The organism is Corynebacterium sp. HMSC076G08 (genome assembly GCF_001811515.1).
GTDB lineage: Bacteria > Actinomycetota > Actinomycetes > Mycobacteriales > Mycobacteriaceae > Corynebacterium > Corynebacterium hiratae.
Genome location: NZ_KV805080.1, coordinates 1 through 14267 on the forward strand (window position 1 = coordinate 1; position 14267 = coordinate 14267).

14 protein-coding genes are annotated in these 14267 nt (G+C 64.2%); 4 read left to right on the top strand and 10 right to left on the bottom strand.

Annotated features, from left to right (window positions below):
- Nucleotides 1-94: 94 nt before the first annotated feature.
- The 8 genes from HMPREF2806_RS10570 to HMPREF2806_RS10600 are packed head-to-tail and all read right to left on the bottom strand — an operon-like array spanning nucleotide 95 to nucleotide 8052.
- Nucleotides 95-619 (bottom strand): UTRA domain-containing protein, encoded by a 525-nt coding sequence (locus HMPREF2806_RS10570; protein WP_232745428.1) that lies wholly within the window; start codon nucleotides 617-619, stop codon nucleotides 95-97.
- A 48-nt stretch (nucleotides 620-667) separates the two neighbouring features.
- Nucleotides 668-841: a GntR family transcriptional regulator gene (locus HMPREF2806_RS13900; protein ID WP_232745429.1), complete on the bottom strand. Its 174-nt coding sequence runs from the start codon at nucleotides 839-841 to the stop codon at nucleotides 668-670.
- 56 nt (nucleotides 842-897) lie between these two features.
- Nucleotides 898-1572, bottom strand: a complete 675-nt coding sequence (locus HMPREF2806_RS10575; protein WP_070517671.1) for an SDR family oxidoreductase — start codon at nucleotides 1570-1572, stop codon at nucleotides 898-900.
- Between the two features lie 18 nt (nucleotides 1573-1590).
- Nucleotides 1591-2778, bottom strand: coding sequence for an alkylhydroperoxidase domain protein (locus HMPREF2806_RS10580; protein ID WP_070517672.1), 1188 nt, complete (start codon nucleotides 2776-2778; stop codon nucleotides 1591-1593).
- Nucleotides 2779-2805: 27 nt separating this feature from the next.
- A complete protein-coding gene (locus HMPREF2806_RS10585; protein WP_070517673.1) occupies nucleotides 2806-4503 on the bottom strand; it encodes a dipeptide ABC transporter ATP-binding protein in 1698 nt (565 codons plus the stop codon).
- A gap of 1 nt (nucleotide 4504) precedes the next feature.
- Complete coding sequence (locus HMPREF2806_RS10590; protein ID WP_046647321.1) at nucleotides 4505-5359, bottom strand: ABC transporter permease; 855 nt, start codon at nucleotides 5357-5359, stop codon at nucleotides 4505-4507.
- A complete protein-coding gene (locus HMPREF2806_RS10595) occupies nucleotides 5356-6336 on the bottom strand; it encodes an ABC transporter permease (RefSeq protein ID WP_070517674.1) in 981 nt (326 codons plus the stop codon). Before HMPREF2806_RS10595 ends, HMPREF2806_RS10590 begins: the two co-directional genes overlap by 4 nt.
- A complete protein-coding gene (locus HMPREF2806_RS10600; protein ID WP_118779531.1) occupies nucleotides 6337-8052 on the bottom strand; it encodes a TIGR04028 family ABC transporter substrate-binding protein in 1716 nt (571 codons plus the stop codon).
- 56 nt (nucleotides 8053-8108) lie between these two features.
- Here HMPREF2806_RS10600 and HMPREF2806_RS10605 point away from each other — a divergent pair, with 56 nt between their 5' ends.
- Entirely contained in the window at nucleotides 8109-10007 is a 1899-nt protein-coding gene (locus HMPREF2806_RS10605) for an FAD/NAD(P)-binding protein (RefSeq protein WP_070517676.1), read from the top strand.
- A gap of 2 nt (nucleotides 10008-10009) precedes the next feature.
- Here HMPREF2806_RS10605 and HMPREF2806_RS10610 read toward each other — a convergent pair whose 3' ends face one another.
- Complete coding sequence (locus tag HMPREF2806_RS10610; protein ID WP_070517677.1) at nucleotides 10010-11170, bottom strand: cystathionine gamma-synthase; 1161 nt, start codon at nucleotides 11168-11170, stop codon at nucleotides 10010-10012.
- Between the two features lie 206 nt (nucleotides 11171-11376).
- Here HMPREF2806_RS10610 and HMPREF2806_RS10615 point away from each other — a divergent pair, with 206 nt between their 5' ends.
- Both HMPREF2806_RS10615 and HMPREF2806_RS10620 read left to right on the top strand, forming a co-directional pair.
- Complete coding sequence (locus HMPREF2806_RS10615; RefSeq protein WP_232745431.1) at nucleotides 11377-12288, top strand: mechanosensitive ion channel family protein; 912 nt, start codon at nucleotides 11377-11379, stop codon at nucleotides 12286-12288.
- A gap of 2 nt (nucleotides 12289-12290) precedes the next feature.
- Nucleotides 12291-12680 (top strand): globin, encoded by a 390-nt coding sequence (locus HMPREF2806_RS10620; RefSeq protein ID WP_083306547.1) that lies wholly within the window; start codon nucleotides 12291-12293, stop codon nucleotides 12678-12680.
- Here HMPREF2806_RS10620 and ald read toward each other — a convergent pair.
- Nucleotides 12677-13759 (bottom strand): alanine dehydrogenase, encoded by a 1083-nt coding sequence (ald, locus tag HMPREF2806_RS10625; protein ID WP_070517680.1) that lies wholly within the window; start codon nucleotides 13757-13759, stop codon nucleotides 12677-12679. The genes HMPREF2806_RS10620 and ald overlap by 4 nt on opposite strands.
- A gap of 144 nt (nucleotides 13760-13903) precedes the next feature.
- Between ald and HMPREF2806_RS14075 the strand changes: the two genes are divergently transcribed.
- Nucleotides 13904-14267 (top strand): chromate transporter (locus HMPREF2806_RS14075; RefSeq protein WP_369799720.1); only part of this gene is annotated, 364 nt, incomplete at its 3' end.

Here is a 14267-nt window from a genome sequence, read left to right on the forward strand (position 1 = left end):
CACCACACCGCTACCATTTCAGTCTTCTGAACAGCCTCCCCAAAGGGACACACCTAATGACGGCTGCCCCCGCAGGGTCGCAGACTCATAGTGATTAGTCGAGGGTCGGCGTGGGGTCCTCGCCGATGACAACTTCCACCGTGACCGCATCGGGGCGCAGGGTCTCTTCCAACTGGGCAGCTACGACACCGCCCTCTGCCTTGACGGTTCGCGTAATGCGCAAGACCGGTTGGTTGCGTCCAACGCCCAGGGCTTTCTGCTCCTCCGTGCGCGCGGTGGCGGCCACGAGAGAATCCCGCTTAAATACGGGTGCCAGGTCAAGCTCCGTCAATAATTCAGTCAGCGGCTTCTGCATTTCCTCTTCCGTGAGGCGCGGTGCCAAGGCCTGCGGGATAAGAAGCGTGGAGGCCATGATGGGCGATCCTTCAGTCATCTGCACCGTGCGGCATTCCCACACGGCATCGCCTTCTTCAATCCCAAAGGTGGAGGCGAGGTGCCCGGGTGTTTCAATAAGCGTCAGCGACAGCACCCGCACCTCAACCTCAAGACCATGCTCCCGTAATTGGTCAAGCGCGCTGCGCCCGCTCGTCAGGCTCAACGTCGGCGGGGTGGCACGCACGAAGGTGCCGCCGGTGCGCCCGCGCTTGCGGTCGATAAGTCCCTCGATCTAGACGATGTCCAGGGCGTGGCGCACTGTCATGCGCGCCACCTTGTATTCCTGAACCAATTCCCGCTCCGTGGGGAAGCGATCACCCGGCTTCAGTTCGCCGGATTCAATCTTGCTCCGCAGCGAATCCGCGATCACCAAATAGGCGGGGCGGCGGCGTTGAGAGGTGGACACGCCTCATAACTGTACCGTGTGCTGGGTTTTTCGCATCTTGAGAGAAAACGCGCCACCTACTTGCGCTGGTTTAGCTCAATGCGTGGGCGCACGCGGATCTCAGTGAGCTGCGTGGTAGGGCCGGCATCAACGGTGGCGCGGATAGCCTTCGCCACCTCGACTGGGGCGATGACATGCTCCGGGTTGTAGTCCTGCAGGCCCTGCAGCATCGGGGTATCCGTCGGGCCCGGCGCGACGGTGGACACGCGGATGCCGAGCTCGCCGAGGCGCAAGCCGTCGGCAAGCGCGTACAAAGCATGCTTCGTGGCGGCGTAAATGACGTTGTCACCATAGGAGTGAATGCCGGCACCGGAGTTAATGAACACCACAAGCCCTTCCGCCGCACGCAGCGCGGGCAGAAGCTGGCGGGTCAGCTCGGCTGGCACGTGCACGTTGAGGTCCATCTGCGCGCGCCAATCCTCTGGCCTAGCGCTTTCCACAGAGCGCTTATCCGCCCGCGCCGCCGCATGCACGAGCACGTCGACGCGTTCAAGCGAAGCCAGTTCGGTGGGGAGCGCTGCGCCGTCGAGAAGCGACAGCAAGTCGATTTCCACCGGCACGATGTTCTCCGCCTCCGGCAGCTCCCCGGCGCGCCGGCCCAGGGCATACACGCGGTGGCCCCGGGCAAGATCCTTGATGATCTCCGCGCCCATTCCACCCGTCGCACCAGTTACAACGGCAGTTTTCACCATGGTTGTTCCTCCTTCTCGTTAGCGGAAACGCTTCGGTACATCCGGCTCCCCCAGCGTCAGCATCAGGCGGTTGGCCCAGTTGAAGAACGCGGAGGAATTGATGACATCGATGATGGCTAGGGTATCGAATCCCACGGCCTCGAGGCGCTCAACGTGGGAGGCGTCGAACGCAAAGGGAGACTCGGTCAGGGCCAGAGCGGCATCGCGGATGGCAGACCACTGCGCCGAGCCCAGGTCAGCATCTACGCCTTCCTCGAGCAGGCGGTCAATCGCCGCGGCGTCACCGCCCTCCTCCTTCGCGCGCTGCTGGTGCACCGACGCGCAGTACTCGCAACCGTTGAGGCGCGAGACTACCGTGGCGGCCAGCTCACGCTCGGCGCGGCCGAGGCCGCCGTCGGTGTTGTAGAAGATGTCCAGGTCCGTGAGCGTGCGCGCCTTGAGCGCTGCTGGGTCGCGGGCTAGCAGGCGGAAGTACTCCATGTCGATGCGCTCGGGCTTAATCAGCGCATCACGCTGCGCGTCCGTGAACTCCTCCTTCGGCTGCGGCGGCACCCAGGGCTTCCAGCCCAGCGAGTGCGCCACAAAGCCCTGCGGCTTGACGACGTCCGGCACCAACGTCCCCTCCCCCGGCACCCACTCCGGGGTCTGGGTGGGACGCGGCGCCTCAGTCACGGGCGTGGGCTGCGCGGTACCGGCAAGCACGGAGAGGCCGTGCACCACGCGCAGCTGAAAAGACAGGAAGCTGACCAGCTGCGCCAGCGTCACGATGTCATCGTCGGACCATCCGGCCGCCTGCAGGTGACCAATCGCGGCCGGGGAGGCGTCCTTGGGGTGGAAGACCAGAAGGTGGGCGAAGTCAAGGGCGGCGGCGAGGCGCGGTGAGCCCTCGAAAAGCGTGAAGCCGCCATCGATGTACGGGCCGCTGGTGATGCCGCGCTCTACAGCGCGGGCTATCTCGGCGGCGAGCTCCTCCGATTCCTCCGCCAGCAGGTCAGAATAAAAGGCGACGGCAGGAGCCGCCTGATACACGCCCGCAACAAACGTCGCGATAGCGTAGCGCTCCGCATAGCTAAACGTGCCGGGCGCTGAAGGCTCGAGGAGCGCGGCGAAGGAGGCTTGTGCGTTCTCCTTTGCTTCGGGCCGGCGCTCGCGCAGCTGAGCCACGTCTCCCTCAACACCCGCCAACAGGTTTATGATGTCTGCCATGAATTAATCCTTTCGTTTTCGCCCAGGCTACAGGCCCAGGTTGAGGTCGCCGGCGCGGTAGCGAGAGCCGGGGATGGCCTCGATGAGCTTCCGGGTAAACGGTGACTGCGGGTTGCTAAATACCTCTGCCGTAGGCCCGCACTCCACCTGCTGGCCTTTGGAGAGCACCGAGACGGTATCGGAAATCTGGTTGACCACCGCGAGGTCGTGCGAGATGAAAATGTAGGTCAGGCCGAGCTCCTCCTGCAGCCGCGCCAGCAGCCGCAGGATCTGGGCCTGCACGGTGACGTCGAGGGCGGATACTGCCTCGTCGAGGATGACCAGCTCCGGTTCCACGATCATGGCGCGCGCAATGGCCACGCGTTGGCGCTGGCCGCCGGAGAGCTCGCGCGGGCGGCGGTCGTAGTAGTCCGGGTTCAGCGCCACCAGGTCCAAGAACTCCTTAGCCTTTTCCTTGGCCGCACTTGCACGCGCCCCCTTCAAGTTCCTCAGCGGCTCCGCTACCGTCTGGCCGATGGACTGCTTGGGGTCCAGGGAGCCGTAGGGGTTCTGGTAGACCAGCTGGATGTTGTTACGCTCTTCACGCAAGGCCTTGCCGCGCAGGCCCACGATGTCACGCCCGCCCACGGTGATGCTGCCCGATGTCGGGGTGTTGAACATGGCGATGCTGCGCCCAGTCGTGGTCTTGCCGGAGCCGGACTCGCCCACGATGGCGTGGGTGGATCCCTTGGCCACGGTGAAGGAGATGTCATCGACCGCGGTGAAGTCGCCGAAGCGCTGGGTCAGGCCTTCCACGCGCACCAGTGGTTCGCCGGCATCCCGAGCAGTCGCCGCGACGTGGGGAACAGAAGAAGCGCGTTCAGCGGTTGCGCCAGCCTTCGCAACAGCGCCGGTGGTTGCTGTGCGGGCGTCGGCGACGGTGAGGGAGGGGGCGTCGGCAAGCAGGCGTTTGGTGTAGTCGTGGCGCGGGTTCGTCAGCACCGTGGCGGCCAGGCCCTCCTCGCGCAGCTGGCCGGACTCCATGACCACGACGCGGTCGGCGCGGTCACCGGCCACGGCGAGGTCGTGGGTAATGAAGAGGATGCCCATGCCGAGCTCTGCGCGCATGTCGTCGAGGAGGTCGAGGATGATCTTCTGCACGGTGACATCCAGCGCGGAGGTGGGCTCATCGGCGATGATGAGGTCGGGCTCCAGCGCCACGGCGGCGGCGATGAGCACGCGCTGCTTCATGCCGCCGGACAGCTCGTGCGGGTACTGGTGATAGCGGCGCGCAGGGTCATCGATGCCGACGCGCTCCAGCAACTCCAACGCCTTAGCCTTGCGCTCGGCCGCAGTACCAACCTTGTGGATGCGCAGCCCCTCCTCCACCGAGGCGCCGATGGTCTGCACCGGGTTGAGGGAGTTGTTCGGGTCCTGCGGGATGAGGCCGATGCGCCGCCCACGCAGCTCACGCCACTCGCGGCGACGCAGCGAAGTGATATCGCGGCCATCGAAGGTGATGGTTCCGGCATCGATGGTGGCATTCGAGGGCAGCAAGCCGATGGCTGCCATGGCGGAGGTGGTCTTGCCGGAGCCGGACTCGCCCACGATGGCGGTCATCTGCCCCGGGTGAACCTCGAGGTTGACGCCTTGCACGGCGGAAACGTCACCACCTGCAGTGGAATAGGACACGTTTAGATCCCGCACGCTGAGCAGGGGCTGAGCTGCATCTTTTATAACAGTCATGTTAGGCCTCCACGGGGAAGTTCTGGGACAGACGGTTAGCGGACATCACCACGGCGACCAGCGCGATGCCAGGCAGGATGATGAGCCACCAGGCGGTGGCCATGAAGTCGCGGCCCTCGGCGATAATGAGGCCCCATTCCGGGGTCGGCGGCGGGGCGCCGTAGCCCAGGAAGCCGAGGATGGACAGCTGCAGGATCGCGGTGCCGAATTGCAGGGTGGCCAGGGCGATAACAGGGGTGAGTGAATTGGGAAGGATGTGGCGGAAGAGCACCGTGGCGTGGGTGGCGCCAGCGCCGTACGCGGCCTCGATGTAGTCCGAGCTGGCCACGGTGATCACCTGGGAGCGGGCCAGGCGCGCGAAGGTCGCGACCGAGGTCGCGCCGACGGCCACAGCCGCTTGCACGGAGCCGAAGCCCAGCACGATGATGATCGACAGCGACAGCAGGATGCCGGGGATGGACAGCAGCACGTCGACGACGCGCATGAGCACGCTATCCACCGCTCCTCGCAGGGAGCCGGCGAGAAGACCGATCAGCGTGCCGACGACGAGGCCGACAGCCACGGCGATCAGCGCGCCGAGCAACGACTGGCGGGCACCGTAGACGATGCGCGCATACAGGTCGCGGCCCACCGCGTCCGTTCCCATGAGGTGGCCGGACTCCCCCGGCGCCAACAGGGCTACGTCGGTGCCCGCGTACGGGTCAGCCGAGGTAAACAGGCTCGGGAACAGGGCGGCCAAGAACGCCACCGCGAGGACGATAATGGCGATGACGGAACCCGGCGCGAGCCATGGGTTGGCCTGCCCCGCGGGAGCGCGGCGCGAGGTTCGCAGGGGTTTGGTGAACGTCACACTCATGAGCGCACCGTCCTTTCTTCAGTGGCGGCAGCGCGGCGTTTCGGGGAACCGGCGCGCAGGCGGGGATCCAGTACCGGGTAGAGCAGATCCACGACGAGGTTGATGATGATGTAGGAAGTTGCGGCGATGAGAACCACCGCCAGCAGAACCGGGGTATCGCGGTTAGCCACGGCTTGGGCCACCATGTATCCCAAGCCGGTGCGGCCGAAGACGGTCTCGGTCACCACGGCGCCGCCGACGAGCTCACCGAAGAGCAGGCCCGCCATCGTCAATGTGGGCAGCAGCGAATTGCGCAGGACGGTGCGCCAGAAGATCCAGGACTCCGAAGCACCGCGTGCGCGTACCGCTTGGACGAAGGGCCGCGATTGTGTCTCGTCTATGGAGCGAATCAGCACCTGAATCAACGGCGCGGCCATGGGTACCGACAGCGTCAGGGTCGGCAGGATGAGGCCTTCGACGGACCCGGGTTCGATAACACGCACCCAGCCCAGCTGGAAGGAGAAGAACTGGATGAGCAGGATGGCAATCCAGAAGCCGGGCAGCGAGACCATGAAGGAAGGCAGGCCCCGGAAGAAGGAACCGATAGCACCGAGCCCCGGCAGCGTGGCGAGGAAGGCAACGAGCACGGCCACGATGAGTGCCACGCCGATGGCGCTGATGGCCAGGATGAGGGTGTGGGGAAGGGCGTCGGCAAGCAGCGTGGCTACCGGGGCGCCCGACTGCGTGGAGTTGCCAAAGTGCCCGGTGAGGAAGCCACCCAGGGACGTGAAGTACTGCACCACAAGCGGCTTGTCCGCGCCCATCTCATCCCGAATGGCATCAATCTCCGCCTGGGATAGGCCCAAGGCGGGATCGCCGAAGCGCGACTGCACGGCATCCGAGGGCAGCGTCGAAAGAAGCAGGAAGGCCACGGTGTAGGTAATGAGCAGCACGAGGAGGGCCTGCCCAATGCGGCTGAGAATCTGGCGGGTTGTCATTTATTTCTCCTCCTCATTCGATGCTGCGCGCTGCGGCGCGGCGTCGATGCTGACCTCGTAGAACCACGGGCGCGCCACCGATTCCGGGCTAAAGCCCGAAATGCCCGGTCGCACGGCATAAACCACGGGTTCCTCGAAGAGCGGGAGCACGTAGGCCTGCTCCGTGAGGTAGTCCTGCACCTCTTCCGTGGCATTGATGCGGCCTTCTTTATCGGGGGTATCGAGGACGGCGTCGAGAAGCTCCTGCAGGTGCTCGTCGATGGGATTGCCCTCCGCGTCCTGGTTGAGGAAGGCATCGCGGTTGTTGATGCCATAGAGCGAGGTGATGACGTCGTAGTCGGCGCGACCGACCATCGAGTGGTAAATCTGCACCTTGTTGATGTCCTTGGCATCGGCGTTCTGGGTGGCCTGGTCACCGGCGTTGACCTGGATGCCGATGCCCAGCTCACCCAGCTGGTCCTGCACCATGGTCATGACTTCCTTGGAACGCGGCTGCGGCAAGGCGGTGTTAGTGCGCAGGACGAGGCGCTGGCCGTCCTTGACGCGGATGCCATCCGGCCCGGGTTCCCAGCCGGCCTCGTCGAGAAGCCGCTTGGATTCCTCCAGGTCAAAGGTATAGGCGGCGGACTGGTCCTTGTAGGCCAGGCCAGTCTCGGCCACCGTCGAGGTGGCGAGCGGGTAAGACTCGGAGAAGAGCACGCGGAGGATCTCCTCGCGGTCCACGCCGTGGATGATGGCCTCGCGCACGCGCTTATCGTGCAGCAACGGGTGATCGAAGCGGAAGGCGAATTGGTTGTTCATGGAGTTCGTGCCGCGGGCAATGATGTTGATGCCCTGTTCCTCAAGCAGCGGCTCCTGCGGAGCGGAGATCTGGCGAGCGATATCGGCCTGGCCGGAAAGGATTGCTCCGGTGCGCACGGATTCCTCGGCAGCGAGGATGTAGTGGACGCCGTCGATCTCCGCACGGCCTTGGTGCTTGACTGCCGGCGGGGCCCAGTCATAGTCCTCGCGGGTCTTAAGCTTAAGGTCGGTGCCGATTTCTTCCGACTCCACTACGAAGGGCCCGGAGCCGATGACGTTGACCGCGTTGCCAGGGCCAAAGCCTTCGTTGTCCAAGGCCAGCGTGGAATCGGAGAGCAGGCCGGCGTTATAGGCGGAGGTGGCTTGGAGGAAACCCGGGGAGGGCTGAGTGAAGTAGAACTTCACGGTGTCCTCGTCCACGACTTCGCCGCGGTCATAGTTGGCGATCTGCTCGGAGCTGGTCAGCGTGCGGGATTTGTCACCGCGCCCGAAGAGATCGAAGTTGGCCACGACGTTCTCGGCGGTCAAAGGAGAGCCATCGGAGTAGGTCACGTCGGTGCGGATAGTAAACGTGTACTCCGTGGCATCCTCGTTAACCTTGGGCATCTCCGTGGCGATCCACGGCGAGAGCTCGAGGGTCTCGGGGTCTTGGTAGAGGAGGCGGTCGGTCAGCTGGTTGACCACGCCACCGTTGGGGTAGAAGCCCGCGGCCGGCGGGTAGAGCGTGCGGAAGAACTGCGGCTCGAGGTAGGTAAGGACGTTGTCCTCCCCTTCCGGCCGGTCCGCAGCAGAGCAGCCCGCTAGGGCAAGGGCTGCTGCCAAGGTGGCGGCGAGTGCGCGTAGAGTTTTCACGGTAATGCTTTCAGAAAGTAGATAGTCGGTGTGCAGTGCGTCTCTGGATTTAACACAACGCATACTGAGCGGTATTATTCCACTAGACAGCACAGTCTAAAAGTTTGAGGTTGATTTATATGCCCGCCATCGCCATCGTCGGGGCCGGCCCGCGTGGTATCTCGCTGGTCGAGCGCCTTGCAGCCCACCTGCGCGCGACCCCCCTTCAGTCACCCCTGCGGCTCCACATCATCGATGATGCCCCGCTCGGCGCTGGCCGCATTTGGGACACCGAACAGACCCGCACGCTGTGCATGAACACATTGGCTGGCGCGGTCACGCTATTCACCGAGCCCGGCTCCACGACCACCGCGCCGGTACTTGAAGGCCCCATCCTCTACGAGTGGATCCAGCTTCTGCGCGGCGAGCGCCCCTCCATCTCCCCCGCCAAGCTGGAGCTTTATGATTCCCACCCGCCGCGCGAGGGGCTCGCCGCCTCTTTTGCCGAAGAGCTCGCGCAGACCCGCCCCGAGTCCAACCCTTCCCGCGCGCTTTACGGCGCCTACCTGGAGTGGGTTTTCGAGGTGGCACTGGCGCAGCTGCCGGAGAGCGTGGACGTCGTCCAGCACCGCGCCCGCGCGTTGTCCATCGAAGCGGCCGAGGGCCACGATGTCATTGCGCTTTCCGACGCCTCCACCGTCACCGCCGACGCCACCGTCCTGGCCTACGGCTGGCAAGTGCCTGCCCTGAGCGAATCCGAGCGCGCGCTGGCCGAGGCCGCAGATTCCGGCTTGCACTGGGTGCGCCCGGATAACCCCGTGGAGCAGCCGGTGTCTGAGGTCCCTGCGGGCGAGAAGGTCCTGGTCCGGGGCTTGGGCATGGGCTTCTTTGACGTCATGGCGCTGCTCACCATCGACCGCGGCGGCGAGTTCGTCGAGGACCCCTCCACCCGCTCCGGGCTGCGCTACGAGCCGAACGGCGAGGAGCCGCACTTCATCGTCTCCTCCGGCCGCGGCTACCCTTATATCCCGAAGTCGGAGTACCACGCGCTGCCGCCGAAGGCTGAGCTGACCCGCTTCCGTGCCGCAGCCGCCGCGCTCGATCCGAAGGTGGAGCTGGACTTCGGCACGCAGCTGCTGCCGCACATCCTGCGCGATGCCTACGCCGAGTACTACGAAAACCAGGCGCGGGTGGCACCGGATGCTCTGCAGCGCCCGCTCGAGGATATCCTCGCCACGATCGATTCCACGGAGCTCACTGCCCCGGTTCTTCGGGGCATGGCGGATCAGCTGCGCGTCGCGCTCGACGGCGCATCGACTGAGCCGCTCGACCTGGCGCACTGGGCGCACCCGCTGGCGGATTTCGATGGCACTGAGAACGCCGAGCTCACCGAGTACATCGCCGAGGGCCTCGCCCGCGATATCCGGGAGGCCGTCGCCGCCGCCGATTCCCCGCTGAAGTCCGCACTGTGGGCCATCTCGGCCGCGCGCAAGCCCTCCTCCATCGCCGGCTCGGAGGGCCGGATGACGTGGGAGTCCCGCACCAGCACCTACAAGGAGTTCATGGCCTTTGGGCAGATGGTGGGCTCCGGCCCGCCGCTCTTCCGCACCCGTCAGCTGCTCGCGCTTGTCGACGCCGGCCTCGTCACCTTCCTAGGCCAACGCCCCCAGCTGGAGATCGGCGAGAAGTTCACGCTGCGCACCGCGCTCGGCGAAGCTTCCTCCACCTGGCTTATCGACGCCTGGATGCACTCCCCCGATGTCCGCCGCACCGGCGATCCACTCGCGGTGTCCCTCAACGGGCGCGTGCGTGCCTTCGTCGACCACGGCCAGGCCACCGGTTCGCCGGAGACGACGTGGAACCGACGCGTGGTCAACCCGGGCGGCACCGAAGACCCTCGCCTGCACATCGTCGGTATCCCCACCTATTCGCAGTGGCCGGATACCACCATCTCCCCCATGCCGGGCACGGACCCGCTCATGCTGCAGGAAACCGATCGCACGGCCGGCTCCCTACTCAACGCGCTGGAGCCGCGGTAGTTTTAGTCTAGGGCGTCGAGGGCCTGCTCCAAGTCCGCGAGCAGGTCATCAATAGACTCGATGCCCACGGAAATACGCACGAGATCTGCCGGCGGGACGAGCTCGGAGCCCTCCGCGGAGATATGCGTCATGTTCTGCGGATGCTCGATGAGGGACTCCACACCGCCGAGGGACTCTGCCAGCGAGATGAGCTTGGTGTTGAGGCAAATCTGGCGCGCATGCTCCTCGCTGTGGAAGCGCACGGACATCATGCCGCCGAAGCCGCGCATCTGCTTTTTCGCCAACTCGTGGCCTGGGTGCGAGGGCAGGCCCGGGTAGAGCACCTGCTTGACCTCCGGACGAGACTCCAGAAATTCAGCCACTGCCTGTGCATTGGAACAGTGGCGATCCATGCGCACCTCCAAGGTCTTGATTCCGCGGGCGGTGAGGTAGGCGTCGAAAGGCGAGGACACCGCACCAACATTGCCTTGGAAATACAGCAGGCGCTCGTCCATCTCTGCCGAGTTGGTCACGACCGCGCCACCCAGCACATCCGAGTGGCCGCCGAGGTACTTCGTGGTGGAGTGCAGGACGTGATCCGCGCCCAGCTCCAGCGGGTTCTGCAGGTAGGGCGTGGCGAAGGTGTTGTCGACGACGATCTGGGCGTCGCCAGCCGCCTTGACTGTCTTAGTGACCGTAGCGATATCCGTGATTGTTGTCGCCGGGTTGGTCGGGGTCTCCAACCAAATCAGCTTGGTGTTCTCCTTCAGCGCCGCCTCTACCGCCGCGGTATCGGCGGTGTTGACGATGGACAGCTCGATGCCCCACTCGCCGTAGTCGTGGTGCAGGAGGCGGTACATGCCGCCATAGGCATCGTTGCCGAGAATCACGTGGTCACCTGGGCGCACAAGGATGCGGATGAGGGTATCCACGGCTGCCATACCCGTGGCGAAACAGCGGGCATACTCGGCGTTCTCTAGCGCCGCGAGGGTCTTCTCTAGGGAATGAACGGTGGGGTTGGCCACGCGACCATACTCGTAGCCGCCGCGCAGCTGCGCCAGGCCATCCTGCTGGTACGTGGTGGAAGCGTAAATCGGTACGTTGATGGATCCCATATAAGGATCCGGCTGGTAACCGGCATGGATGGAGCGGGAGGAAAAGCCAAGAGTGCGGTTGTCAGTCATGAGGCACAAGTCTAGACCAAGCTGTTCAGTTGCGAGAAAGACTAGCTTTTTATATTCAGCTCTCTTCCCTACTATCGATAGGCGTCAGTCGTGAGCGACAAAAAGAAAGGACACGCGTGACTGCATTATCCGCACGCCTAGGCTCAGCCTCCGAAACAACCAACGACGCCGTCGACACAGTCACCAGGTGGTGGCAAACCGAAAACATGCAGTCCTGGCTCATCGACAAGCCCATCGGCATCGCGCTCATTCTCATCGTCGCCATCATCGGCAGCTGGCTGCTGCGCCGGCTCATCACCAAGCTGGCCGATAACAGCGTCAAGAAGGGCAAGCTCAGCTCGCCGCTCTCTCCTCGCAAAGCTCACCGGACGACCGATAAGGTACTCGAGAAAACGCAAGAGGCACGGCGTACTTCCCGCATCCAGACTCTTGCCGGCGTCGGCCGCTCCGCGGTCGCCATTTTTGTCTGGGTCTGGGCAGTGTTGGCCATCTTGGACAAGCTCGGCGTCAACGTCGCCCCGCTTGTAGCATCTGCTGGCGTGGTTGGCGTCGCCCTTGGTTTCGGCGCGCAAGCATTGGTCAAGGATTTCCTCTCCGGCATCTTCATGCTTATGGAGGATCAGTACGGCATCGGTGACACCATCGACCTCGGTAACGGGGTCTTCGGCGATGTAGAGTCCATTTCCCTGCGTATCACCACGGTCCGCGATATCGATGGCGCGCTGTGGTACGTCCGCAACGGCGAAATTCTGCAGGTTGCCAACCATTCTGACCGCTACTCTGTGGCCCGCGTCCAAGTCCCCATCGCGCTGAGCAACGACCCCACCCGAGCAGTCGACGTCATCACCACCGCAGCAGAAGAAGCCGCCCGCGACTCCGACATCAAGGACTTCATCCTGGCCACCCCCACGGTCAATGGCATGTCTGGCCTGGAAGTGGACCACATGTCCTACCGCGTTTCCGTCAAGACGCTACCGGGCAAGCAGTGGGATGTGCAGCGCGCCATGCAAGCGAAAATCCTCACCGCCATGCATGCGGAAGGAATTACCACGCCCTACCCACGAGGGATGGCTATCTTTGATCTGGAAGAACCGGGCCTTACGCGAAAGGAAGATTAGGCGTGCAACCAACGAGCGTGTACGAAGCCGTAGGTGGAATGGAGACCTTTGAGAAACTCGTCAGTGGCTTCTACGCCCAGGTACGCACCGATGATCTCATCGGCCCGATGTACCCGGATGATGACTGGGAGGGCGCACAGCAGCGCCTGACGTGGTTCCTTGTGCAGTACTGGGGTGGTCCACAGCTCTTTTCCGAACAGCGCGGCCACCCTCGCCTGCGCATGCGCCACGCGCCCTACCCCATCGACATGGCCGCTCACGATCGCTGGCTCGAGCTCATGGGCAACTCATTGGCACAGATCGACGAGGAGACCATCCCGCCGGCCTATCGCGCCATGATCTGGGATCACATGGAGCGGGTCGCAGCGATGCTCATCAACCGCGCCCCTTAAAGCCCGAAGGCCTCCTTCACCGGCTGGGACAGCAGCTCTCCCCCACGAGTCATGAGGCCGTTGGCCAAGCCTGGGAAGCGCTCCACCGCACCATCGAAGCCGTCGGCAGCCACTGCGCGAATGTAGGGCAGAGTGGCAGAACCCAGCGCGCGGGCGGAGGTGTTCGCCACCGCGCCCGGCATGTTCGCGACGCAATAGAAGATGGTGTCGTGCACCTTGAAGGTTGGCTCGTCGTGCGACGTCTTGCGGGAGTTTTCGAAGCAACCGCCCTGGTCAATAGCGACGTCGACAAGCACAGCGCCCTTCTTCATCCGCTGGACCACATCCTCGCGCACCAACTTCGGGGCCGCCGCGCCCGGAACCAGAACTGCGCCAATGACCAGATCTGCCTCCAGCAGCTCGGACTCCAACGCCGCGGGGTCCGAGACAATCGTGCGCACGTTGCCCTGGTACTGCTCGTCGAAGCGCTGCAACACGTGCGGGTCAAGGTCCAGCACGGTTACCTCCGCGCGCAGACCGTGCGCCATCGCCACCGCAGAAGCTCCCACCTGGCCGCCACCGATGACGACAACGCGGGCCGGCCGCGTGCCCGGTACACCGGCTACCAACAATCCGCGCCCGCCCTCAGTAGACAGCAGGTGGTGCGTACCCTCAGTAACCGCGAGGCGACCAGCCACCTGGGACATCGGGGTCAGCAGCGGCAGCGTGCCGTGGGAATCGGTTACGGTCTCATAGGCCACAGCGGTGGTGCCGGCCTTCATGAGTGCTTCCGTCAGCGGGCGGTCTGCGGCCAGGTGCAGGTAGGTAAACAGCAGGAGGTCTTCGCGCAGATAGCCGTACTCGGATTCGAGGGGCTCCTTGACCTTGACTACCATGTCCGCCGCCCAGGCTTCCGCAGCGGAAGGGACAATGGTCGCGCCGACGGCTTCATAGTCGGAGTCCGGAAAAGAAGCACCTTCCCCGGCCGCTGTTTCCACCAGGACCTCGTGACCATCCTTGATCAGGATGTCCACGGCGCTGGGGGTAAGGGCGACGCGGTTTTCGTTGTTCATGATTTCTTTGGGTACAGCAATACGCATGGTGAGAGCCATCTCCTTTTGTTGAAGAAAACTGAATTCGACCCCTTCAGAGTAACGCAGATCACCTCCTGCGTGCGTCACTCTCGTTCACCGAGCGGGGTGATCCTTGAGGAATTAGTATGCGGAGCATGAGCACACTGAGCGATGTGCGGCGCTCCTTCCTCCCCTCTGGGGTGGACCGCCTTTGGCGGGCCGGCTTCCCACCTGGGTTATTTCCGCGCTGAGTTTGTCAGCCGCCGGAAGTGGCTCAGCGATTCCGCCTATGCCGATCTCGTGGCCATGTCCCAATTTCTTCCCGGCCCGGCTAGCTCGGAGGCCGCGGCTGGTAGTGGCCTGCGCGCCGTGCCTGCCCGCCTGGCGTGGGGCTGCGTAGCAGCGTTCTTCCTCCTGTTGGGCGGGCTGGCGGTAGGACGCAGCTTAGCTACGCCTACCTCATCACCCGCGCCAATGCCTTCTACCAATCCGGCGCCCTGGTCTGGGGTTGCCCGCAAATCGTGGACACGTAGTG

Bases quoted from the DNA above. Each gene is read 5' to 3' on its own strand.
- HMPREF2806_RS10575 (WP_070517671.1), bottom strand. From the start codon at position 1,572: ATGGTGAAAACTGCCGTTGTAACTGGTGCGACGGGTGGAATGGGCGCG.
- HMPREF2806_RS10580 (WP_070517672.1), bottom strand. From the start codon at position 2,778: ATGGCAGACATCATAAACCTGTTGGCGGGTGTTGAGGGAGACGTGGCT.
- HMPREF2806_RS10585 (WP_070517673.1), bottom strand. From the start codon at position 4,503: ATGACTGTTATAAAAGATGCAGCTCAGCCCCTGCTCAGCGTGCGGGAT.
- HMPREF2806_RS10590 (WP_046647321.1), bottom strand. From the start codon at position 5,359: ATGAGTGTGACGTTCACCAAACCCCTGCGAACCTCGCGCCGCGCTCCC.
- HMPREF2806_RS10595 (WP_070517674.1), bottom strand. From the start codon at position 6,336: ATGACAACCCGCCAGATTCTCAGCCGCATTGGGCAGGCCCTCCTCGTG.
- HMPREF2806_RS10600 (WP_118779531.1), bottom strand. From the start codon at position 8,052: ATGCGTTGTGTTAAATCCAGAGACGCACTGCACACCGACTATCTACTT.
- HMPREF2806_RS10605 (WP_070517676.1), top strand. From the start codon at position 8,109: ATGCCCGCCATCGCCATCGTCGGGGCCGGCCCGCGTGGTATCTCGCTG.
- HMPREF2806_RS10610 (WP_070517677.1), bottom strand. From the start codon at position 11,170: ATGACTGACAACCGCACTCTTGGCTTTTCCTCCCGCTCCATCCATGCC.
- HMPREF2806_RS10615 (WP_232745431.1), top strand. From the start codon at position 11,377: ATGCAGTCCTGGCTCATCGACAAGCCCATCGGCATCGCGCTCATTCTC.
- ald (WP_070517680.1), bottom strand. From the start codon at position 13,759: ATGCGTATTGCTGTACCCAAAGAAATCATGAACAACGAAAACCGCGTC.